Source organism: Streptomyces sp. NPDC002680, assembly GCF_042889145.1.
Classification (GTDB): Bacteria; Actinomycetota; Actinomycetes; order Streptomycetales; family Streptomycetaceae; genus Streptomyces; species Streptomyces adonidis.
The window spans coordinates 259,376-281,565 of the sequence record NZ_JBIAQP010000015.1 but is presented as its reverse complement, the minus strand read 5'-3'; the positions used below and the strand labels follow the sequence as shown (position 1 = coordinate 281,565).

The following is a 22,190-nucleotide window of genomic DNA, read 5'->3' as shown; positions in this document are numbered from 1 at the left end:
TGGTTTAGACCTTTGCGCCCTCGGGTCGTAGGACCCTCGGGCCGCCAGGCCGCTCCCGTCGGCGCGCCTCCTCATGAAGGGGACAACCAAGGTCACGTGCGCGACGGTCGCCCGGTTCATCCGCCCCCGTCAGGCGGACAGTCCGGCCGCCCGCACATGATCGAACACCTCGTCCCCGCCCACCTCTCCGCTGAGCAGATACGCCTGAGCCTCACCCACATGGAAGTACATCCCGTGCAGTTCGAGCGCACCTTCCCGCAGGGCCCGCGCCACCGACTCATGCGCCCGCAGATGCTCCAACTGCTGGACCACATTGGTCAGGCAGAGCTGCTCGACCGCGTCGGCGGGCGCCCGCCCGGCGAGCCGCGCCCAGGGCCCGTCCGTCGAGGCCATCCGCTCCAGGCTCGGCGCCCCGTGCCGCAGCCACCGCCTCAGCGGCGTCCGTGCCCCGCCGGGCTCCATGCTCAGCAGCGCCTGCATGGCCCCGCACCCGGAGTGCCCGCACACCGTGATGGACCGCACCTGCAGCACGTCCACCGCGTACTCGATCGCCGCCGCCACCGAGTCGTCCCCGCTCTCCTCGCCGGGCAGCGGCACGAGATTGCCGACGTTCCGTACGACGAACAGGTCGCCGGGACCACTGGAGGTGATCATCGACGTGACGAGACGCGAGTCGGCACACGTCAGGAACAGCTGCGCGGGCCGCTGTCCCTCACGCGCCAGCCGGGCCAGCTCACCGCGCACCAGCGGAGCGGTGTTCCGCTGGAACGCGCTGATACCGCGCGCCAGTTGGTGCCCGCTCGGCTCGACGGCACCGAGCGAATCGGCCGCGTCGACCGAGTCGGGCGAGCCGGGGGAAGCGGTGGGACGGCTCGCCCCGCCGGACCCACTCACCGACTCCCCTCGCCCCTGTCCGGGCTCCGGGACCTCGCACTGGTGGTTGCGCCAGGGCGTCCAGGGCCGGCAGCGGCAGTCGGAGTCGCTCGTGGGCTCGGCGATACGGGTCCCCGTGCGGCCGGTCACCTCGACGGTGCCGCCCTGCGCGGTGTGCGTGTTCTGCCAGTCGTGCAGCGACTCGTACGCCGCGTGGTCCATGAACGAGCCGTCCAACTCCACGACGGCGTCGGCCCCTTGGGGCACGAGGTGCAGTGTCCGGCTGAGCCGGGGCACCGCGAGGAACGTCAACTGTCCTCGTACGTGTACGTAATGGACTCCCTCTCTCTCGTCGTCTCTCACTTCGTAGGTGATCCGGGTGCGGGCGAGGCGGTGCAGGGCGACGGCGACGGCGACCGCGACGCCCAGCAGCACTCCTTCGAGGACGCCGAACAGGACGACGCCCAAGGTCGTCACCGCGTAGACCAGGACCTCGCGGTGGCGCGTCACCGTGCGGATGTGGTGCAGGGACACCATCTGGATACCGACGGCCATCACCAGGGCGGCGAGTGAGGCGAGCGGGATCAGCTCCAGGATCGGAACCATCAGCAACGCGGCGACTACTACGAAAACGCCGTGCAGCATCGTGGAGTTCCGGCTCACGGCACCGGCTTGCACATTCGCCGAACTCCGCACGGCCACGCCCGCGACCGGCAGTCCGCCGAGCACCCCGGACACGACGTTGGCGGCACCCTGGCCGAGCAGCTCACGGTTCAGGTCGGAGCGGCCGACGCGGGTCGCGCCCCCGGACCGCTCGGTCCGTCCGGCCAGCAGATCGGGCCGGGAGGCCACCAGCTTGTCCACGGCGACCGCGCCGAGCAGTGACTGCACACTGCACACCAGGGTGACGGTGAGCACGGCGGCGACAAGGCCGAGCACGGGTCCTTCGGGCAGCCCGGCCAGCGCGTGGCTGCGCCAGGACGGCAGGTCGACCTTGGGCAGGCTCAGCCCGGCGAGCGCGGCGGTGAGCGTGGCGCCGGTGACGGCGACGAGCGCGGCCGGCACCTTGCGCAGCACGTTCCCCGCCCGGCCGGGCAGCCGGGGCCAGAGCAGCAGCAGGGTCAGTGTCAGCACGCTCATCGACACGGCGTCGGGGTCAAGACCGGCCAGTTGGGCGGGCAGCGCGCGGAGGTTGTCGAGGACCGCGCTCTCCGGCGTACCCCCGAGGACGATGTGCAGCTGGGCGACGGCGATGGTCACGCCGATGCCGGCGAGCATGCCGTGGACGACGGCGGGGCTGACGGCGAGCGCGGTGCGGGCCACCCGCAGACAGCCGAGGCCGAGCTGGGCGAGCCCGGCGAGGACGGTGATGGCGCAGGTCGTCCGCCATCCGTACCGCTGGATGAGTTCGGCGGTGACGACGGTGAGCCCGGCGGCGGGGCCGCTCACCTGGAGCGGGGAACCGCCGAGCCGTCCGGCGACGATTCCGCCGACGGCGGCGGCGACCAGGCCCGCCTGGAGCGGGGCGCCGGTGGCGAGGGCGATGCCCAGGGACAGGGGCAGGGCGATCAGGAAGACCGCGATGGCGGCCGACACATCGGCGCCCGCGATACGGAAGCGGCGGGGTGGGGTCGGCGGTGAAGGTGGGCTGTGGGGCTGGTGCATGCGCTTCGTCCGAGTCGGGTCGGGGGCGCGAGTGGGGACGCAGGCAGACATGTTTCCCGTCTCCTCCGGGGCAGCGCGGTCGCGGAACAGGTGGTCCCCCGTCTGTGGCGGGGGGCGGGTCGCGGCCGTGTGGTCACGGCGTGCAGCGGCGGGATTTTTCAACGCTCGGTAAATGGATCGTAATGCACAGTAAAGGCCGAGTATGGATTTTCCGGGCAAATGGGGTAATGGATCACCCCGAAGAGTGAACTGAACTTTTGATCGGCTTGTCGTACTAATTCCTTTTTTGTTCCGTGTCACCTTGGCGGCGCCGCGCCCGAAAGCGCCGGCCCGAACGAAGGAAGAGGTGGGCGGACATGGCCGTCACCAGGAGGATCGCCGCGGGCGTCGTGGCCGTCGCGGCCTGTGCCGCGTCACTCGGCGGCTGCGGGGTGGGAGGCATCGGCTCCGGTACGAAGGGAGGCGCGCCCGGTGCGAAGAAGGCGGCCCCGGCCCCGGCACCCAGGAGCGCGGTCCGGCTGATCGGCGACGGTTCGACTGCGTACACCGGAGCTCAGCCCTACCAGCCCCGACCGGAGAGGTTGAAGCCCGGCCAGAAGCCGCCGCAGTTCGTCGTCCTCTCCTGGGACGGCGCGGGTGAGGACAGCCAGCGGCTCTTCTCCCACTTCCGCAAGGTGGCCAAGGCCAACAAGGCGACGATGACGTACTTCCTGAGCGGCGTGTACCTGCTCCCGGAGGACAAGCGCGATCTGTACCGGCCGCCCCAGCACTCGCCGGGCCGCTCCGACATCGGTTTCAACGACGAGCAGGGCATCGCCGACACCGTGAAGCAACTGCGGCTCGCCTGGCTGGAGGGCAGTGAGGTCGGCACCCACTTCAACGGCCACTTCTGCGGCGCCGGGGGCGGTGTCGGCGAGTGGTCGGTGGAGGACTGGAAGGACGAGATCGCCCAGGCGAAACGTTTCGTGAAGTCCTGGAAGACCACCACCGGCATGACGAAGGCGTCCCCGCTGCCCTTCGACTACGAGCGGGAACTCGTCGGCGCCCGCACGCCCTGCCTGGAAGGGCAGAAGAACTTCACGAGCGCCGCCCGCGAACTGGGCTTCCGCTATGACACGAGCGGCGTCAACGACCAGGTCTGGCCCGAGAAGAAGAAGGGCCTGTGGGACCTGTCCATGCAGCTCGTCCCGATGCCGGGCCGGGGCTTCGAGACGCTGACCATGGACTACAACTTCTACATGAACCAGTCCGCGGCACGGACGGGGGACAAGGCCCGGCACGAGTACTGGGGCGACCAGTTCCGGGACGGGCTCCTCAAGGGGTTCGAACGGGCGCATGAGGGCAACCGGGCGCCGCTGATCATCGGCAACCACTTCGAGTCCTGGAACGGCGGGGTGTACATGCGCGCCGTGGAGGAGGTCATCGAGCGGGTGTGTACGAAGGCCGATGTGCGGTGTGTTTCGTTCCGGCAGCTTGCGGACTGGTTGGATGCGCAGGATCCGGAGGTGTTGGCTCGGTTGCGGACGCTTGAGGTCGGGGAGGCGCCGAAGGGTGGGTGGGCGACCTTCTTGGCGGGCCGCCCGGCGTCGGCATCGGCATCGGCCCCGGCGCCGAAGGGGGTGCCGGGGGCGCCTGCGGGTGCGCGGTAGCGGTTGGCGGTTTGTCGGCCGCGGCCCGGTGGGGGCCGGTCGCGCAGTTCCCCGCGCCCCTATCGGGGCGCTGTGGTTGCCGCCAGTTCCTCGGTCAGGACGAAACCGGGGTCGACCTGGGCCGCCAGGTCGACTCCCGTTCTTGCGTTGGCCCAGGAGTGGGCGTTCTTCAGGTGGAAGTGGACCATCTGGTGGGTGTAACGCTCCCAGTCGCGGAGGTCGTACGTGGCGTCGACGGCGGTTCGCAGGCGGCGCAGGGAGCGGCGGTTGGTGTCCTCCAGGAGTTCGAACCGGGTGGAGCGGCCCTTCTCCATGGCGCGCACCCAGTCCGAGTGGCCGACCGTCTCCAGGAGGTCGTCGCCGACCTCGGCGCGGAGGAAGTCGAGGTCGTCCTGGCCCTGCACCTTGTTGCCGACGACCTTCAGAACGACCCCGAAGTCCTGGGCGTACTCCTTGTACTGGCGGTAGACGGAGACTCCCTTCCGGGTCGGTTCGGCGACGAGGAACGTGATGTCGAAGCGGGTGAACAGGCCGGACGCGAAGGAGTCCGAGCCCGCGGTCATGTCGACGACGACATACTCGCTCGGGCCGTCGACGAGATGGTTCAGGCACAGCTCCACCGCGCCCGTCTTGGAGTGGTAGCAGGCCACTCCCAGATCGGCTTCGGTGAACGGGCCGGTGACCATCAAACGGACGGCACCGCCGTCGAGTTCCACCGGCCGCGCACAGGCGTCGTACACCGGATTGGTCTCCTGGACCCGCAGCAGCCTCGAACCCTCGCCGGGTGGGGTCGTCTTGATCATCGCGTCGGCGCAGGCGATGCGCGGGTTCGTGCCGCGGAGGTACTCCTTGATCAGCTCCATCCGCTCGCCCATCGGGGGCATCGCGGCGGATTCGGTGTCGTGGAGGCCGAGTGCGGCGCCCAGGTGCTGGTTGATGTCGGCGTCGATGGCGAGGACCGGGGCCCCGGAGGCCGCGAGGTGGCGGACGAACAGCGAGGACAGCGTGGTCTTGCCGCTGCCGCCCTTCCCGACGAAAGCAATTTTCATGTTCACTAACGGTAGTGGGGTGACCGCCGAGGGTGTCCAGGGAGCGTGAGGAAGTCCACTCCTTCGTGGGTCGGCTCCCTGGATTGCGTAGGGTCGTACTCATGAGTACGACAGGTGCGACCGCCGATCCGCTCGCGGCCCTGGGATCGCTGCCCGGGGTGGCCGACTCCGTGGAGGCCGTGCGCAAGTCCGTGGACCGGGTCTACGGGCATCGCATCATGCGGCGGCGCAGCAACGAGATCACCGGCGAGGCCGCACTGCGCGGCGCGCGTGGTTCAGCGGCCCTCTCCGGTGCCGACTGGGCCCTCGAAGAGGTGCGTCGGCGCACCGACTTCAGCGGTGACGACGAGGCCCGGGTCGTCGGCGCGGCCCTCCGGCTGACCGCGGAGGCCGGCCAACTCCTGTCCATCTGGCGCCAGTCGCCGCTGCGCGTGCTGGCCCGGCTGCATCTGGTCGCCGCCGCGGGCGCGGGCGACGAGGTGGGGCGTCCGCGCCAGGACGGCGAGCCGGTCGACGAGCCGCTGGTCGAACTGCCGCTGCCGAGCGCGGCCGAGGTGTCCGGGCGGCTGGAGGGACTCGCGGAGCTGATCATCGCGGGCGGTTCCGCCCCCGCCCTGGTCACGGCGGCCGTCGTGCACGGCGAACTGCTGGCCCTGCGCCCCTTCGGCTCCCACAACGGCCTTGTCGCGCGCGTGGCCGAGCGGATCGTCCTGGTCGGCAGCGGCCTTGACCCGAAGTCGGTGTGCCCGGCCGAGGTCGGCCACGCCGAACCGGGCCGCGCGGCCTATCTGGCGGCGCTCGAAGGCTATGTCTCCGGCACTCCGGAGGGCATGTCGGCGTGGATCGCGCACTGTGGCCGGGCGGTTGAACTCGGGGCGCGTGAATCGACCGCCGTGTGCGAGGCGTTGCAGCGCGGGGCGGCGTAAAAGCGGATACGCGGGGGAAGGCAGCGAAAAGGCCCTCCGCGGAGGGCCTGCAAAGGGATGCGGCGGCACGAGGATTCGTACCGCCGCTGGCATGTCCACCCGGTTACCAAGCGTCCTCGAAATATTGCCCATCAGGTCGGGAACTTGGCCCGTCACCTGGTGCGGCTGGCCCGTAATCGACGGGTCGACGTCGCGTGGGTGCCCAGTGTTCATGCTCGGTCCGTGGGGCCAATTGCGTTATTAAGGTGATCCTTTCGGATGTCCTTGGTCTCGCGGGCCGTTAAGTCCTTTCTACTCCTGGACCGGAGTAAGCGGAAGCCCTGGATGTACTTCTTTACTTTTGTGATCAAACGGGCATGATTCGGGCGCCGGTGTGCCGGATGACCCCGGACGGGGCCGCAGGGGCGGCTCAGGCGACCGTCGGGCGGCGCCTGCTCGCGTACCAGACGAGGCCCGCCGTGGCCGCCGCCGCACCTATCGCGGCAGCGGCGACCAGGGCCGGACGCGGCGGTACGGAGAGCGCCGGCAGTCGCTGCTTCAGCCGGACCGGGCGGTGGAAGTCCAGGATCGGCCAGCCGCGGGCGACCGCTTCCCGGCGCAACGCGCGGTCCGGATTCACGGCGTGCGGATGGCCGACGGACGCCAGCATGGGGATGTCGGTGACGCTGTCGCTGTACGCGTAGCAACGCGCGAGGTCGTATCCCTCGGACGCGGCCAGCTCCTTGATCGCCTCGGCCTTGGTGGGCCCGTACGCGTAGTACTCCACCTCGCCCGTGAAGCAGCCGTCGTCGCCGACGACCATGCGCGTGGCCACCACCCGGTCCGCGCCGAGCAGTTCGCCGATCGGCTCGACGACCTCCGCGCCCGACGTGGACACGATCACCACGTCACGGCCGGCGGTGTGGTGCTCCTCGATGAGGGAGGCCGCCTCGTCGTAGATGATCGGGTCGATCAGGTCGTGCAGCGTCTCGGCGACGATCTCCTTGACCTGTTGGACGTTCCAGCCTCGGCACAGCGCGGACAGGTACTCGCGCATGCGCTCCATCTGGTCATGGTCGGCGCCGCCCGCGAGGAAGACGAACTGGGCATAGGCGGTACGCAAGACGGCCCTGCGGTTGATGAGACCGCCTTGGTAGAACGACTTGCTGAACGTGAGCGTGCTCGACTTCGCAATGACCGTCTTGTCCAGGTCGAAGAAGGCGGCTGTGCGGGGCAAGGAGTGGTTTTCCACGAGCCCGAGCATAGGCGCCCACCATTCGGCGTAAGGTGTGGCGCGTGGGTTTGCCCCAGAGGGCTGTCGGGTACACCATGGAAGTCACGGATCGTTCGCGACCGTGCTAACCCGGTCCGGCTCCTCCCCCCCCGAGTCGAACCGTGGGGACGACCCCCGCTCTCCCCCCCGGCGGGGGTCGTCGCATGTCCGGGTGGGTTTCAGCTCTTCCTTCGTTCTCCCTTCGCGGCCGTTGCGCCGTACGAGGCGGCTCCGGTCGCCTCTTTTGCATGCCCGCGATCCGTCACTGTGCGTAGCCGTTGGACTGCTCTGGGGAAAGTCGTACAACGGTCACCTGTTTGGGTGACGGAGATATCCACAACCACTGTGTTGTCCACAGATTTCGACCAAGATCCACACGATTTCCGGGTTCGCCTCATCGTGATTCCAGCGCGTCCCGCTCGCGGCGAGTTCATGGCCGGTTCGGTTTGTCGAACGCGCTTGGCCGGTTTCCGCCGGCCGTTCATATGGAGGCCGCTCGCCGGTTCTCCGCATGTCCGGGAACTAGCGAAGGGGGCCGGAAACCATGGCAGGAGCCATCACGCACGACAACGATCAGCCCGCGGCCGAGGGACGGCAGAGCGGACCGCTGATCGTCACCGAGGACGCCGATCTGCTGGACGACCTGCTGCGCCTGTGCGCGGCGGCAGGCGCCACACCCGAAGTGCACCACGGAGTGCCCGAGCGGGGCGGTGGCTGGGAGGCCGCACCGCTCGTCCTGGTCGGCGACGACGCCGTACGCCGGGTGCGCGGGGCCGTGCGCAGGCGAGGAGTGGTGCTGGTCGGGCGGGACCAGGACGACTCCGGGGTCTGGCGGCGGGCCGTCGAGATCGGCGCCGACCACGTCCTGATGCTGCCCGACGGCGAACAGTGGCTCGTCGACCGCATCGCCGACGTCGCCGAGGGCGTCGGCAGGCCCGCGCTCACCGTCGGCGTCATCGGCGGCCGGGGCGGGGCCGGAGCGTCCACGCTGGCCTGCGCGCTCGCCGTCACCTCCGCGCGCGAGGGGCTGCGCACCCTCCTGGTGGACGCGGATCCACTGGGCGGCGGACTCGACGTACTCCTCGGCGGTGAGACGGCCGACGGACTGCGCTGGCCCGCCTTCGCCGCCTCGCGCGGCCGGGTCGGCGGCGGCGCCCTGGAGGAGTCGCTGCCGAAACTGCACTCCCTGAGGGTGCTGAGCTGGGACCGCGGAGACTGCGTGGCCGTCCCGCCCCAAGCCGTACGCGCGGTGCTCGCCGCGGCCAGACGGCGCGGCGGAGCGGTCGTCGTCGACCTCCCGCGGCGCGTCGACGACGGCGTCGCCGAGGTCCTCGCCCAGCTGGACGTCGGCATCCTGGTGGTCCCCGGCGAACTGCGCGCCGTCGCGGCGGCCGGCCGGGTGGCGTCCGCCGTCCGCATGGTCCTGCGCGACCTGCGCGTGGCGGTACGGGGGCCGTACACACCGGGCCTGGACGACCACGAGGTGGCCAGGCTGCTCGACCTGCCCCTGGCGGGCGAGGTCCCCGTCGAGTCGGCCCTGGCACGCCCGCACGAGGGCAAGGCGCCGCCGGGAGCGGCCCCGCGCGGACCACTGGCCCGGTTCTGCACGGTGTTCTGGGAGCGGGCGCTGGCCGAGGCGGGTGGCGTATGAGCCGCGCGCGCTGGGACGAGGGGCCGGGGGCGCCCGCCGGGCTGCTGGACGGCGTACGGCAGTGGCTGGCCGAGAGCGGCGCCGAGGCGACACCCGCGCGCGTGGCACAGGCTCTGCGGGAGCAGGGGCGGGTGCTCGGGGACGCCGAAGTGCTGGGCGCCGCCGTGCGGTTGAGGTCCGAGCTGGTCGGCACCGGCCCGCTGGAGCCGCTGCTCGCCGATCCGTCGGTGACCGACGTACTGGTGGCGGCCCCGGACCGGGTGTGGGTGGACCGGGGCGGCGGACTGGAACTGACCGCCGTGTCCTTCCCGGACGCGGGCGCCGTACGACGGCTCGCGCAGCGCTTGGCCGCGGTGGCCGGACGGCGGCTCGACGACGCTCGGCCATGGGTCGACGCCAGGCTGCCCGACGGGACGCGTCTGCACGCGGTACTGCCTCCGGTGGCTGTCGGCTGCACCTGCCTTTCGCTGCGGGTGGTACGGCCGCGCGCGTTCACGCTGGACGAGCTGATGGCCGCGGGGACGGTCCCGCCGGGCGGCGACCGGGTGCTGCGGGCGCTGCTCGACGCGCGGCTGTCCTTCCTGATCAGCGGCGGCACGGGAAGCGGCAAGACCACCCTCCTGAGCGCCCTGCTGGGGCTGGCCGGTCCGGGTGAGCGGATCGTGCTCGCCGAGGACTCGGCGGAGCTGCGGCCCGACCATCCGCACGTCGTACGCCTGGAGACCAGACCCGCCAACCAGGAGGGCGCGGGCCTGGTCACCCTCCAGGACCTCGTGCGGCAGGCGCTGCGGATGCGGCCGGACCGGGTGGCGGTCGGGGAGGTCAGAGGCGCCGAGGTAGTGCATCTGCTCGCCGCCTTGAACACGGGCCACAGCGGGTGCGGGACGGTCCACGCGAACGCGGCGGCGGACGTACCGGCGCGGCTGGAGGCGCTGGGTACGGCCGCCGGGCTCGACCGGGCCGCGCTGCACAGCCAGTTGGCGGCCGCGCTGTCGGTGGTCCTGCATCTCGCCCGCGACCGGGCCGGGCGGCGCCGGATCGCCGAGGTGCATGTCCTGGAGCGGGACGCGTCGGGGCTGGTGGTGACGGTGCCGGCCTTGCGGTGGGGCGAGGAGGCGTTCGCGTACGAGCGGGGGTGGGAGCGGCTGCGGGGGCTGCTTCGCGCCGGTGGCGACAAGGGGCGGGGGAGTGAGGGCGCGTGAGCGGGATCGGTGAGCTGTCGATGGGGGCGGCCGGGGTGTGTGCCGGGGCGGTCTGCTGGTTGCTGGGCGGGCGGTATCCGGGGGCGCGGCGGGCGGAGTTGCTGCTCTCCGGGGGCGGGGCGGCGGGGACCGGGCCGCCCTCGTGGGAGCGGGCAACCGGTGAACTGCGGCGGCTGCGCGGGCGGTTGCGGGCCGAATGGTGGGCGGTGGCCGGCGGCCTGGTGGTGGCGTTGCTGGGTGCCTCCGTGGTGCCGGCACTGGTGGGCGCGGCCGGGGTGCCGCTGCTGCGCCGGGTCAGGCTGGCCGGTGAGGTGCGGCGGGCGCGGGAGCGGCGGGGCGATGAGGTGATCGCGCTATGCGGATCGCTCGCCGGTGAGGTGCGCGCCGGGCGGCAGCCGGGGGAGGCGCTGCTGCGGGCGGCGCGTGACTCCGGCGGGCTCGGCGAGGCACAGGCGTCGGTGCTGGCGGCGGCACGGTTCGGCGGGGACGTCCCCGGGGCGCTTGCCTCGGCGGCTCGACAACCGGGCGCGGAGGGGCTGTTGGGCCTCGCGGCGTGCTGGCGGGTGGCCGTGGACCAGGGCGCCGGACTGGCGGCCGGCCTGGACCGCCTTGAAGGAGCCCTGCGCGCCGACCGGGACCAACGCGCCGACCTGCGCGCCCAGTTGGCGGGTGCCCGCTCGACTGCGGTGATGCTCGCGGGCCTGCCGGTGCTGGGCCTGTTCCTGGGTACGGCACTGGGCGCCGACCCCCTGCACGTGCTGCTGCACACCGGCGCCGGACTGGGCTGCCTGCTGGTCGGCGGGGTGCTGGAGGGCGTGGGCCTGTGGTGGGTGCTGCGGATCGTGCGGGGAGCGGAGGCGGCATGAGGGTCGGGGGAGTGCGTGACGAGGGCCGTCGCGGTACGGCCGTCGACCGGGGCCGGCGAAGGGAGTTGGCGTGAGCGCGGAGGTTTTCCACAGGCTGGGGGCGGTGTTGGGGGTCGCGCTGGCCCTGGGGTGGCTGCTGCGGTGGATCGAGACGGTACGGCGTGAACGGAGGGTGCGCCGGAGGCTGGCCCGGCTGCTGGCACGGGAACTGGAGCGGGAACGGGGCCTGGCTGGGCGGCGGTTCGAGGCGCGGGACGCCGTACGACGGTGGCTGCCCGTGGCGGGCGCGGTGTGCGCCGGGTGGGTGCTGGTCGGCGGCGGGGCCGGGGTCGTGGTGGGACTGGTCGCCGGGTTCGCCCTGTGGCGGTGGCGACTGCGACAAGCGGCCGGTGGCGCGGCGGAGGAGGTCGACGCGGCCGAGGCGGCCCGGCAACTCCCGCTCGCCGCCGATCTGCTGGCGGCCTGTATCGCGGCCGGCGCCGGTCCGGTGATCGCGGCCCAGGCGGTGGGCGAGGCGCTGGCGGGACCGGTCGGGGAGCGGCTGGCGCGGGGCGCGGCGGAGGTACGGCTCGGCGGCGAACCGGCCGAGGCGTGGCGGAGGTTGGCGTCGATACCGGGCGCCGGACCCCTGGCGAGGCTGCTGGAGCGGGCCGACGAGTCGGGCGTTGCGGCGGCGGCGCCCGTCGCGCGCATCGCAGCCGACACCCGCGCCGGCTGGGGCCGCGCGGCGACGGAACGGGCCCGACGGGCGGCCGTCATGGTCACCGCGCCGGTGGGGCTGTGCTTCCTGCCCGCGTTCATCGCGGTCGGCGTACTGCCCGTGGTGATCGGGCTGGCGGACGGGTTGCTGGGTGGGGGTGGTGGGTGACGAGGGCGGGGCGAGATCAACAGCGGGTCGACAACAACAAGTCATCAACGGAACTGAAACTTACGGGAGTTGAGATGTTCGCAGTGGTACGGGAACGGATGTGGGCGCTGGCGTTCAGGGCGCGTGCGGCGATCGGGGCGCGCAGGGATGCCGGAATGGTCACGTCGGAATATGCCGTAGGCATCATCGCGTCGGTGGCGTTCGCCGCGGTGCTCTACAAGGTGGTGACGAGCGGGCAGGTCAGCTCGGAGTTGCAGGCCATCGTGAAGAAGGCCCTCGATGCCAAGATGTGAACGCCAGGCCCGGGAGCGGGATGTGGGGCGGTGGCGGGACCGGGGGTTCGTGACCGCCGAGGCCGCTGTGGTGCTGCCCGTGCTCGTGCTGTTCTCGATGGGCCTGGTTTGGACGCTGTTCGTCGCCGCCGCGCAGATCCAGTGCGTGGACGCGGCCCGGGCCGGTGCCCGGGCCGCCGCCCGGCAGGACCCGCCTGACGCGGTCGCCGCGGTGGCCCGTGGCGCTGCCCCGAGCGGGGCGGAGGTCACCGTCAGCAGAGAGGGCGACCTCGTGCGCGTGGAGGTCGTGGCGCGGTCGCCAGGGATCGGTGCCCTGACCGTCGATGTGGCGCACGAGGCGGTGGCGTTGGCCGAGGAGACGGTGGGGGAGGGCGCGTGAGACGTCTGGGAAGCGGGCTGCTCACGAGAGTTGGCGCCCGCCCGGTCCGCTCCGACCGTGGCTCGGCGACCGTCTGGAGCGTCGGTGCCATCGCCGTCCTCTGTGTGGCGTTCGGCGTGGTCCTCGCCATGGGGCAGGCCGCAGTGGCCCGGCATCGGGCCGCCGCCGGTGCGGACATGGCGGCGCTCGCCGCGGCGGACCACTGGGCGGAGGGTGCCTCGGGGGCCTGCGCCCGGGCGGACCGGGTGGCTGCGGCACAGGGCACCCGGCTCGTTCGGTGCGCGATCGTGGGCGAGACGTCGGACCTGACCGTGATGTCGGGGCGGGGGCTGTTCTCGGCGGAGGTCAGGTCGCGGGCGGGGCCACCAGGGCCTCCTGGCTCCCCGGGGCCGACCTGAGACGACCCCGTACAGCCCCGTACAGCCCCGTACAGGCAAGCCCTACCCCGCCTCCTCCAGCGCCCCCTGCAACAGCACCGTCAGCAGCCGCACCGCCCCCCGCTTGTGCAAGGGCTCGTTGCCGTTGCCGCACTTGGGGGACTGGACGCAGGACGGGCAGCCGGCGTCGCACTCGCAGGAGGCGATGGCCTGGCGGGTGGCCGTCAGCCAGGAGCGGGCCGTGTGGAAGGCGCGCTCCGCGAAGCCCGCGCCGCCCGGGTGGCCGTCGTACACGAAGACCGTCGGAAGGAGGGTGTCAGGGTGGAGCGGGACGGAGACGCCGCCGATGTCCCAGCGGTCGCAGGTCGCGAAGAGGGGCAGCATGCCGATCGAGGCGTGTTCGGCGGCGTGCAGGGCGCCGCCGAGGATCTCCGGGTTGATCCGGGCGGCGTCGAGTTGATCCTCGGTGACCGTCCACCACACGGCGCGGGTGCGCAACGTACGCGGAGGGAGGTCGAGCTTGGTCTCGCCCAGGACCTCACCCGTGATGACCCGTCGGCGCAGGAAGGAGACGACCTGGTTGGTGACCTCGACGGAGCCGTAGCAGAGGCGGCCGTCGCCCCAGGGGATCTCGGTGTCCGTCTCCAGGACGGCGATGGACGTCGTGTCGCGGGCGACCGTCGAATACGGCGGACTCGCCTCCTCGACCAGGGCGACCGAGTCCTTCAGGTCGAGGGAGCGGACGAGATAGGTGCGGCCCTGGTGCAGATGCACAGCGCCCTCGTGCACGGCCGTGTGCGCGGCGCCCGCGTCCACCGTGCCGAGCAGCCGTCCCGTGCCCTCCTCGACGATCTGGACCGGGTTGCCGCCACCGCCCCGGATGTCGGTCAGGTCGGCGGCCCGTTCACGGCGGGTCCAGTGCCAGGCCTTCGTACGGCGGCGAAGCAGCTTCGCGGCCTCCAACTGCGGGAGCAGGGCCGCCGTTTCGGGGCCGAACAGCTCCAGGTCCTCCTCGACCAGGGGGGATTCGGCCGCCGCCGCGCACAAGTGGGGGGCCAGGACGTACGGGTTGTCCGGGTCGAGGACCGTCGACTCGACCGGCTGGTCGAACAGGGCCTCCGGATGGTGGACGAGGAACGTGTCCAGCGGGTCGTCGCGGGCGACCAGGATCGCCAGCGCGCCCTGTCCGGCACGTCCGGCGCGGCCCGCCTGCTGCCACAGGGAGGCGCGGGTGCCCGGGTAGCCGGCGATGACGACGGCGTCCAACCCCGAGACGTCGATGCCGAGTTCGAGGGCGGTGGTGGCGGCGAGGCCGAGGAGTTCGCCGGAGTGGAGCGCCTGTTCGAGGGCTCTGCGCTCCTCGGGGAGGTAGCCGCCGCGATAGGCGGCCACCCGGCGGGCGAGGGATCGGTCGACCTCGGCGAGGCGTTCCTGGGCGATCAGCGCGATCAGCTCGGCGCCGCGCCGGGAGCGTACGAAGGCCACCGAGCGCACGCCCTGGACGGTGAGGTCGGTCAGCAGGTCGGCGGTCTCGGCGGTGGCCGTACGGCGGACGGGCGCGCCCTTCTCGCCGTGCAGTTCGGTGAGCGGGGGCTCCCAGAGGGCGAACACCAGTTCACCGCGCGGTGAGGCGTCGTCGGCGATCTCGACCACCGGGAGGCCCGTCAGACGGCGGGCGGCGACGGACGGTTCGGCGGCCGTGGCGGAGGCGAGCAGGAAGACGGGGGAGGCGCCGTAGCGGGCACACAGGCGACGCAGCCGGCGCAGGACCTGGGCGACGTGCGAGCCGAAGACCCCGCGGTAGGTGTGACATTCGTCGATGACGACGTACTTCAGCGACTTCAGGAAGGAGGACCAGCGGGCGTGGGACGGGAGTATCCCCCGGTGCAGCATGTCCGGGTTGGTCAGGACGTAGTTCGCGTACTGGCGGACCCACTCGCGTTCCTCGAAGGGGGTGTCGCCGTCGTACACGGCCGGTCGCACCGCGTTTCCCAGAGGTTGTGAAAGTTCCTTCACGGAACGCCGCTGGTCGGCGGCGAGGGCCTTGGTCGGGGCGAGGTACAGGGCGGTCGCCCCGCGGCCGTTGGGGGCTTCGGAGCCGTCCAGGAGGCACGAGAGGACCGGTACGAGATACGCGAGCGACTTGCCCGAGGCGGTGCCTGTGGCGACGATCACGTTCTCGCCGTCCAGGGCGTGCTCGGCGGCCAGTGCCTGGTGGGCCCATGGGTGTTCGATACCGGCGGCCTGGATCGCGGCGATGACCTCGGCGCGAATCCGGTCGGGCCAGACGGCATGACGGCCCGCACGTGGGGGCAAGTGCTCCGTATGAGTGATGCGCGAAGCCCGGCTCGGCCCCGAGGCGAGCCGGTCCAGGATCGTGCCCGGATCCGGCCGCGAGGCGGCGAAAGTCGAGGGTCGATCGGATCGGTGAATATTGGCCATCGGCATCGAGTGTGTCACTGGCGTGACGGACAATGGGACCAAGGCGTCGTGCACGCCCTGCGGTAAGTGATTGAATGCCATCGCGGCTGGCGAACCGTCCCGGGGGCTCTGCCGAGGTGTCCCTTGGGATGACCGCTCGATAGCAAGGTGCTGGAGGATCCGTGGACCTGTCCCTGTCGACCCGTACCGTCGGCGATCGTACGGTCGTCGAGGTCGGTGGCGAAATCGACGTTTATACCGCGCCCAAGCTGCGTGAGCAGCTGGTCGAGCTGGTCAACGACGGGAGTTTCCACCTCGTCGTCGACATGGAGGGTGTCGACTTCCTCGACTCCACCGGGCTCGGCGTGCTGGTCGGTGGCCTGAAGCGTGTGCGTGCCCATGAGGGCTCGCTGCGCCTGGTCTGCAACCAGGAGCGCATTCTGAAGATCTTCCGCATCACCGGTCTCACCAAGGTGTTCCCGATCCACACCTCGGTCGACGAAGCGGTGGCGGCCACCGACTGACGGCCGTTTACCGGACGCGTGTGCGGTCACCCGTACGCACGTTCGTGACGGAAGAAGTTAAACGAGGGGGGTCCGGGTCTCGGCGACCTGGCCCCCTGACCGCACGCCCGTATTCCGAGGGGGATGCATGGCCACCGTTGAACTCCGCTTCAGCGCGCTGCCCGAGCACGTCAGGACCGCCCGACTGGTGGCGGCAGCGGTTGCGCGCAGGGCCGGAGTGGACGAGGCCGTACTCGACGAGGTGCGACTCGCCGTCGGCGAGGCCTGTTCGCGTGCCGTCGGACTGCACCAGAGCAGTGGCATCCCGGACCCGGTGCGGGTGACGCTGATCGAGGAGGAGAAGCAGTTCTCCATCGAGGTCGGCGACGAAGCGCCCCGATCGGCTCCCGGCGACAACTCTCCGGGTGCCGGCGGCGACGCGGACGTGGATGCCGAGGAGGACGAGATGGGCCTCGCGGTCATCAGCGGCCTCGTCGACGACGTCGAGGTCACCGCGGGGGAGAACGGCGGATCTATCCGCATGAGCTGGCCAACCACGCCGCCGGTCACGCTCCTCCCCTGATATTCGACGCCGACCTCAACCCCGTACAGCCTCAAGGGCCCTGCTGAGCAGGGCCCTTGGCGTTTTTGGCGACGGGTTCCAGATTAGTGAAACCAATCACGATCCCTTCGTGAAGGTATTCACGATCAGTCGCACGATAATTCGATCACGAATTCGATCACGCGTGAATGCGTCTGCGGCATTACGCCATATGGGTCAATGGATCACCTGTCGATCATTTGCTGAATAGCATGGGGCGATCTATTCCGTTTCCGCGTACTGTTTTGATCAGGTTCCGGTACCTACAATCCGTCCACATCTTGAGCTCAGCCCAAGCGTCAAGGAGGACGAATGGCGGGGCTTTCTACCCCTCATCGGTTCGATCAACCCACAACCTTCGCAGCCGCAGTACTGACCGACGACAACCGTCTGCTCGTGATGGTCATCGGGGTCGTGGCCCTGGCGGCGCTCGTGGTCGCCGGGGTGCTGGTGCGCCAGGTGCTCGCGGCGGGCGAGGGCACCGACAGCATGAAGGAGATCGCGAAGGCGATCCAGGAAGGCGCGAACGCCTATCTGGCACGGCAGTTGCGCACGCTCGGCGTATTCGCCGTGATCGTGTTCTTCCTGCTGATGCTGCTGCCCGCCGACGACTGGAATCAGCGCGCCGGACGGTCGGTGTTCTTCTTGATCGGCGCCGCGTTCTCCGCGGCCACCGGCTATATCGGCATGTGGCTCGCCGTGCGCAGCAATGTGCGCGTGGCAGCCGCGGCGCGGGAGGCGACTCCGGCGGAAGGCGAGCCGGAAAAGGATCTCACCGAGGTCTCCCACAAAGCGATGAAGATCGCTTTCCGTACGGGCGGTGTCGTCGGCATGTTCACGGTGGGCCTCGGCCTGCTGGGCGCCTCCTGCGTGGTGCTGGTGTACGCGGCCGACGCGCCGAAGGTGCTCGAAGGCTTCGGCCTCGGCGCCGCCCTCATCGCCATGTTCATGAGGGTCGGCGGCGGCATCTTCACCAAGGCCGCCGACGTCGGCGCCGACCTGGTCGGCAAGGTCGAGCAGGGCATCCCGGAAGACGACCCGCGCAACGCCGCGACCATCGCCGACAACGTGGGCGACAACGTCGGCGACTGCGCGGGCATGGCGGCCGACCTCTTCGAGTCGTACGCCGTGACGCTCGTCGCCGCGCTGATCCTCGGCAAGGCCGCCTTCGGCGACGCCGGGCTCGCCTTCCCGCTCCTGGTGCCCGCGATCGGCGTGCTCACGGCGATGGTCGGCATCTTCGCGGTGGCGCCGAAGCGGTCCGACCGCAGCGGCATGACCGCGATCAACCGCGGCTTCTTCATCTCCGCGGTGATCTCGCTCGCGCTCGTCGCGATCGCCGTCTACGTCTACCTGCCGTCGACGTACGCCGAACTCGACGGGATCACCGACGCCGCCATCGCCGCCAAGGACGGCGACCCACGCATCCTCGCGCTCCTCGCGGTGGCCATCGGCATCGTGCTGGCGGCCCTGATCCAGCAACTGACCGGCTACTTCACCGAGACGACCCGCCGACCGGTACGGGACATCGGCAAGAGCTCCCTCACCGGCGCGGCCACCGTCGTCCTCGCCGGTATCTCCATCGGGCTCGAATCGGCCGTCTACACTGCCCTGTTGATCGGCCTCGGCGTGTACGGGGCGTTCCTGCTCGGCGGTACGTCCATCATGCTGGCGCTGTTCGCGGTGGCACTGGCCGGTACCGGCCTGCTCACCACGGTCGGCGTCATCGTCGCCATGGACACCTTCGGACCGGTCTCCGACAACGCGCAGGGCATCGCCGAGATGTCCGGCGACGTCCAGGGCGCGGGCGCGCAGGTCCTCACCGACCTGGACGCCGTCGGCAACACCACCAAGGCCATCACCAAGGGCATCGCCATCGCCACGGCCGTCCTGGCCGCGTCGGCGCTCTTCGGGTCGTACCGCGACGCGATCACGACCGCGGCGCGGGAGGTGGGCGAGAAGGTCGGCGAGGGCGGGCCGATGAACCTCGTGATGGACATCTCGCAGCCCAACAACCTGGTCGGTCTGATCGCCGGCGCGGCGGTCGTCTTCCTGTTCTCCGGGCTGGCGATCAACGCGGTGTCGCGGTCGGCGGGTTCGGTCGTCTACGAGGTGCGGCGGCAGTTCCGCGAACACCCCGGGATCATGAACTACACCGAGAAACCGGAGTACGGACGCGTCGTCGACATCTGTACGAAGGACGCGCTCCGGGAACTCGCCACGCCCGGGCTGCTGGCCGTCCTGGCGCCCATCGCCATCGGGTTCACGCTCGGTGTCGGCGCGCTCGGCGCGTTCCTCGCGGGCGCGATCGGCGCCGGCACGCTGATGGCGGTGTTCCTCGCCAACTCCGGTGGCGCGTGGGACAACGCGAAGAAACTCGTGGAGGACGGTCATCACGGCGGCAAGGGCAGCGAGGCCCATGCGGCGACCGTCATCGGTGACACCGTGGGCGACCCGTTCAAGGACACCGCGGGCCCGGCCATCAACCCCCTGCTGAAGGTGATGAATCTGGTCGCGCTGCTCATCGCGCCCGCGATCGTCAAGTTCAGCTACGGCGACGACGAGAACCTCGCCCTGCGCATCGTCATCGCGGTCCTGTCGATCGCGGTGATCGTGGGCGCGGTCTACGTGTCGAAGCGGCGCGGGGTCGCCGGGGACGACGAGGAGGAGGCGCAGCGGGTGGCCAAGTCGGCCGATCCCGCGGTGGTTTCGTAGCGAGGCGGGTCAGGAACCGGCCAACAAGCGGGCGGACGGCGCGTTTTGACGCGTCGTCCGCCCGCTTGGCGTGGGTTGCACGGCATTTCAGTGAGCCTTATCTCTCTTGGTGCAAATGGCTGCAATAACACATCAAGCGGATGTCCGTCACGCTGATGTCGCCCAGTTGGCGTGTATGTTCCGGGGCCGAGAGCCATGGAAGGGACCAATCCGGTGAACAAGAAGCTCGCGGTCGCACTGTCCGGCGGTGCGGTACTGGTACTGGCGCTGTCGGGATGCAGCAGCGACGACGGCAACAAGGAACTGGATGCCTGGGCCAAGCAGGTGTGCGACGCGGTGAAACCGCAGGCGCAGAAGATCGAGGCCGCCAACGCCGCGATCCAGAAGGAGACCTCGGACAACAGCACCCCCGAGGCCGTCCAGAAGACCGACGCACAGGCCTTCCAGGACATGGCGGACGCCTACAAGGCGATCGGCGCGGCCGTGAACACGGCGGGCGCACCCAATGTCGACGACGGCGAGACGAAGAAGACGAACGCCGTCAAGGAGCTCAACGACATCGCGACCTCCTACGCGGGCCTCAAGAAGCAGGTCGACGAACTCGACACCAAGGACCAGGCGAAGTTCGCCGACGGCCTCAAGGGTGTCGCCACCCAGCTGGACAAGCTCAGCCAGAGCGGCAACGACGCCCTGAAGGCCCTGGAGGAGGGCGACGTCGGCAAGGCGATGTCCGAGCAGGAGAGCTGCAAGTCGACGACCGTGTCCCCGTCGGCCTCCTCGGCCGCCGGCTGACCCTCCGCGGGAGTTTTCCACAGGCGTACGGGGTGTCCGCGCGCGTCTGTCCACAGGCGTGCGCGGTGGAGCGGCGGGGCGGACACAATGGGAGGCGTGAGTAACGCCAGCCTGCACGCCCTGCCCTCCGCCGACCGCCCCGATGTCGCCCAGCGCCTCCGGGACGCCCTCCTGGCCGCCGACTTCACCGCCGACGGGTTGCTCGACCTGCTCGGCGCGCCCGCGTACGCCGCCCTGGCGCGCAGCGAGACCGTGCCCGCGCTCCGGGCCACCCGTGGCGACACGCCGCTGGAACTGCTCGTACGGCTTTTCCTGTTGCAGCAACCCGTGCCCCACGCGCGCGTGGCGGGCGTGCTGCCCGTCGACGACTGTGTGGCGAGCGGGTGGCTCGACTCCGGGGGCGGTGGCGAGGTGGCTGCCGCCGTCGATGTGCGGCCTTACAGCGGGCCGGACGGCGAGGACTGGTTCATCGTGTCCGACCTGGGGTGCGCGGTCGGCGGCGCCGGTGGCATCGGCAGTCACGACGAGGGTGTCGTCCTCGGCGTGGGCGGTGCCTCCACGACCCTCGCGGGCATCACCGTGCGTACGCCGGTCGCCGCCGCGCTCGATCTCGGGACCGGCTCCGGGATCCAGGCGCTGCACGCCGCGCAGCACGCCACGCGCGTGACGGCGACCGACCTCAACCCCCGCGCCCTGCACATCACCGCGCTGACGCTCGTCCTGTCCGGCGCCCCGGCGGCCGATCTGCGCGAGGGCTCGCTCTTCGAGCCGGTCCGGGAGGACGAGACGTACGACCTGATCGTCTCCAACCCGCCGTTCGTGATCTCGCCCGGCGCGCGGCTCACCTACCGGGACGGCGGGATGGGCGGGGACGATCTGTGCCGCACGCTCGTTCAGGAGGCGGGGGAGCGGCTGCGCGAAGGCGGGTTCGCACAGTTCCTCGCCAACTGGCAGCACGTGGAAGGGGAGGACTGGCAGGACCGGCTGCGGTCCTGGGTGCCGCGCGGGTGCGATGCCTGGATCGTGCAGCGCGAGGTGCAGGACGTCACGCAGTACGCCGAGCTGTGGCTGCGCGACGCCGGCGACCACCGCTCGGACCCGGCGGAGTACCGGGCGCGGTACGACGCGTGGCTGGACGAGTTCGAGGCGCGCAAGGTGAAGTCGGTCGGGTTCGGCTGGATCACGCTGCGGAAGACCGGGGCGGCCGAGCCCTCGATCACCGTGGAGGAGTGGCCGCACTCCGTCGAACAACCGCTCGGGGACACGGTCCGCGCGCACTTCGACCGCGTGGACTACCTGCGCGCGCACGACGACGCCGCGCTGCTCGCCGCGCACTTCAGACTGGGGAGCGAGGTCGTGCAGGAGCAGGTCGGGCTGCCCGGCGCCGAGGACCCGGAGCACGTGGTGCTGCGCCAGAACCGCGGGATGCGCCGGGCCACCAAGGTGGACACGGTCGGCGCGGGCTTCGCGGGCGTGTGCGACGGCACGCTGAGCGCTGGGCGGATCCTGGACGCCATCGCCCAACTGGTCGGCGAGGACCCGGTGTCGCTGCGGGACCGGACGCCCGCGCAGATCCGGCTGCTGGTGGAGCTGGGGTTCCTGGAGCCGGTGGGCGGGTGAGTGGGTCCGGTCGGCTACGGCATGACGACCATGGTGGAGGGGGGTGTCGCGGCCGGGTTCGGTACGGCAGGTCGCGTACTCGTCCGCCGTACGGAGGTGGGAGGTACAGGGGCGGCGCGTGAGGCGCGGGGAAGCGCGCGGGTGACGCCGGCGGGCCGGTCGCGGTGCCTGTGCCGTCGTGGCCCTCGCTCGTGACCGTCGTGTCGAGTGTGCGGGTGGCCGGGTTCGGGCGGCATATTCGCGCCGAGTTGGGCGGCCGGGCCAGGGCGGGCCGCGCGTACCGGCTGTGAGATTCGCGGGGCCGGGTTGCGACGGACTGTGGTCGGCCGGGCCGTTCGCGAGGGTGCTCCGGGGGTGCTCGGCGGGTACTCACAGGGACGCGGGGCCGTCGTCCGTCCGGCGTTCACCTCGGGTTCGCGCGGACGCTTCCCGGGCGTGCCAGCCTCCCGGGTCCGGGGACTCCCGGGCGGGAGGAAAAGGGGCGGGCA

Annotated in this window: 18 protein-coding genes; 14 read left to right on the top strand and 4 right to left on the bottom strand. The window is 71.2% G+C overall.

The window, feature by feature from the left end:
- Window positions 1-129: 129 nt before the first annotated feature.
- The gene (locus tag ACFYXF_RS35310) at window positions 130-2,589 is read right to left on the bottom strand and encodes a bifunctional SulP family inorganic anion transporter/carbonic anhydrase (RefSeq protein WP_389355956.1); all 2,460 of its coding nucleotides are present in this window, start codon (window positions 2,587-2,589) and stop codon (window positions 130-132) included.
- A gap of 305 nt (window positions 2,590-2,894) precedes the next feature.
- On the opposite strand from ACFYXF_RS35310, the gene ACFYXF_RS35305 reads away from it, so the two are divergent.
- A complete protein-coding gene (locus ACFYXF_RS35305; RefSeq protein WP_389355954.1) occupies window positions 2,895-4,187 on the top strand; it encodes a hypothetical protein in 1,293 nt (430 codons plus the stop codon).
- A 59-nt stretch (window positions 4,188-4,246) separates the two neighbouring features.
- On the opposite strand, the gene ACFYXF_RS35300 is transcribed toward ACFYXF_RS35305, so the two are convergent.
- On the bottom strand, window positions 4,247-5,236 hold the full coding sequence (locus tag ACFYXF_RS35300) for an ATP-binding protein (RefSeq protein WP_389355952.1): 990 nt from the start codon (window positions 5,234-5,236) through the stop codon (window positions 4,247-4,249).
- Between the two features lie 101 nt (window positions 5,237-5,337).
- On the opposite strand from ACFYXF_RS35300, the gene ACFYXF_RS35295 reads away from it, so the two are divergent.
- A complete protein-coding gene (locus ACFYXF_RS35295; protein ID WP_389355950.1) occupies window positions 5,338-6,162 on the top strand; it encodes an oxidoreductase in 825 nt (274 codons plus the stop codon).
- Window positions 6,163-6,571: 409 nt separating this feature from the next.
- Here the strand turns inward: ACFYXF_RS35295 and ACFYXF_RS35290 are convergent, their stop codons facing one another.
- Window positions 6,572-7,405 carry an HAD family hydrolase gene (locus ACFYXF_RS35290; protein ID WP_369034399.1) on the bottom strand — a complete coding sequence of 278 codons (834 nt, stop codon included), beginning with the start codon at window positions 7,403-7,405 and terminating at the stop codon, window positions 6,572-6,574.
- Window positions 7,406-7,958: 553 nt separating this feature from the next.
- Here ACFYXF_RS35290 and ssd point away from each other — a divergent pair.
- The 7 genes from ssd to ACFYXF_RS35255 all read left to right on the top strand — a co-directional run bounded on the left by ssd (window position 7,959) and on the right by ACFYXF_RS35255 (window position 13,071).
- A complete protein-coding gene (ssd, locus tag ACFYXF_RS35285; protein WP_389355947.1) occupies window positions 7,959-9,065 on the top strand; it encodes a septum site-determining protein Ssd in 1,107 nt (368 codons plus the stop codon).
- On the top strand, window positions 9,062-10,267 hold the full coding sequence (locus ACFYXF_RS35280) for a TadA family conjugal transfer-associated ATPase (RefSeq protein ID WP_389355945.1): 1,206 nt from the start codon (window positions 9,062-9,064) through the stop codon (window positions 10,265-10,267). Before ssd ends, ACFYXF_RS35280 begins: the two co-directional genes overlap by 4 nt.
- Before the next feature lie 20 nt (window positions 10,268-10,287).
- The gene (locus ACFYXF_RS35275; RefSeq protein ID WP_389355997.1) at window positions 10,288-11,133 is read left to right on the top strand and encodes a type II secretion system F family protein; all 846 of its coding nucleotides are present in this window, start codon (window positions 10,288-10,290) and stop codon (window positions 11,131-11,133) included.
- Window positions 11,134-11,203: 70 nt separating this feature from the next.
- Window positions 11,204-12,001, top strand: a complete 798-nt coding sequence (locus ACFYXF_RS35270; protein ID WP_389355943.1) for a type II secretion system F family protein — start codon at window positions 11,204-11,206, stop codon at window positions 11,999-12,001.
- Between the two features lie 74 nt (window positions 12,002-12,075).
- Entirely contained in the window at window positions 12,076-12,294 is a 219-nt protein-coding gene (locus tag ACFYXF_RS35265; protein WP_369034395.1) for a DUF4244 domain-containing protein, read from the top strand.
- Window positions 12,281-12,673 carry a TadE family type IV pilus minor pilin gene (locus ACFYXF_RS35260; RefSeq protein ID WP_389355941.1) on the top strand — a complete coding sequence of 131 codons (393 nt, stop codon included), beginning with the start codon at window positions 12,281-12,283 and terminating at the stop codon, window positions 12,671-12,673. Before ACFYXF_RS35265 ends, ACFYXF_RS35260 begins: the two co-directional genes overlap by 14 nt.
- On the top strand, window positions 12,670-13,071 hold the full coding sequence (locus tag ACFYXF_RS35255) for an Rv3654c family TadE-like protein (RefSeq protein ID WP_389355939.1): 402 nt from the start codon (window positions 12,670-12,672) through the stop codon (window positions 13,069-13,071). Before ACFYXF_RS35260 ends, ACFYXF_RS35255 begins: the two co-directional genes overlap by 4 nt.
- Window positions 13,072-13,113: 42 nt before the next feature.
- Here the strand turns inward: ACFYXF_RS35255 and ACFYXF_RS35250 are convergent, their stop codons facing one another.
- A complete protein-coding gene (locus ACFYXF_RS35250) occupies window positions 13,114-15,573 on the bottom strand; it encodes a DEAD/DEAH box helicase (RefSeq protein WP_389355937.1) in 2,460 nt (819 codons plus the stop codon).
- Between the two features lie 80 nt (window positions 15,574-15,653).
- Between ACFYXF_RS35250 and bldG the strand changes: the two genes are divergently transcribed.
- The 5 genes from bldG to ACFYXF_RS35225 all read left to right on the top strand — a co-directional run bounded on the left by bldG (window position 15,654) and on the right by ACFYXF_RS35225 (window position 21,702).
- On the top strand, window positions 15,654-15,995 hold the full coding sequence (gene bldG, locus ACFYXF_RS35245; RefSeq protein WP_005475923.1) for an anti-sigma factor antagonist BldG: 342 nt from the start codon (window positions 15,654-15,656) through the stop codon (window positions 15,993-15,995).
- A gap of 127 nt (window positions 15,996-16,122) precedes the next feature.
- Entirely contained in the window at window positions 16,123-16,557 is a 435-nt protein-coding gene (locus ACFYXF_RS35240) for an ATP-binding protein (protein WP_389355935.1), read from the top strand.
- A gap of 330 nt (window positions 16,558-16,887) precedes the next feature.
- The gene (locus tag ACFYXF_RS35235; protein ID WP_389355934.1) at window positions 16,888-19,290 is read left to right on the top strand and encodes a sodium-translocating pyrophosphatase; all 2,403 of its coding nucleotides are present in this window, start codon (window positions 16,888-16,890) and stop codon (window positions 19,288-19,290) included.
- 195 nt (window positions 19,291-19,485) lie between these two features.
- Window positions 19,486-20,082: a small secreted protein gene (locus ACFYXF_RS35230; protein ID WP_389355932.1), complete on the top strand. Its 597-nt coding sequence runs from the start codon at window positions 19,486-19,488 to the stop codon at window positions 20,080-20,082.
- A gap of 87 nt (window positions 20,083-20,169) precedes the next feature.
- Complete coding sequence (locus ACFYXF_RS35225) at window positions 20,170-21,702, top strand: methyltransferase (RefSeq protein WP_389355930.1); 1,533 nt, start codon at window positions 20,170-20,172, stop codon at window positions 21,700-21,702.
- Window positions 21,703-22,190: the final 488 nt, after the last annotated feature.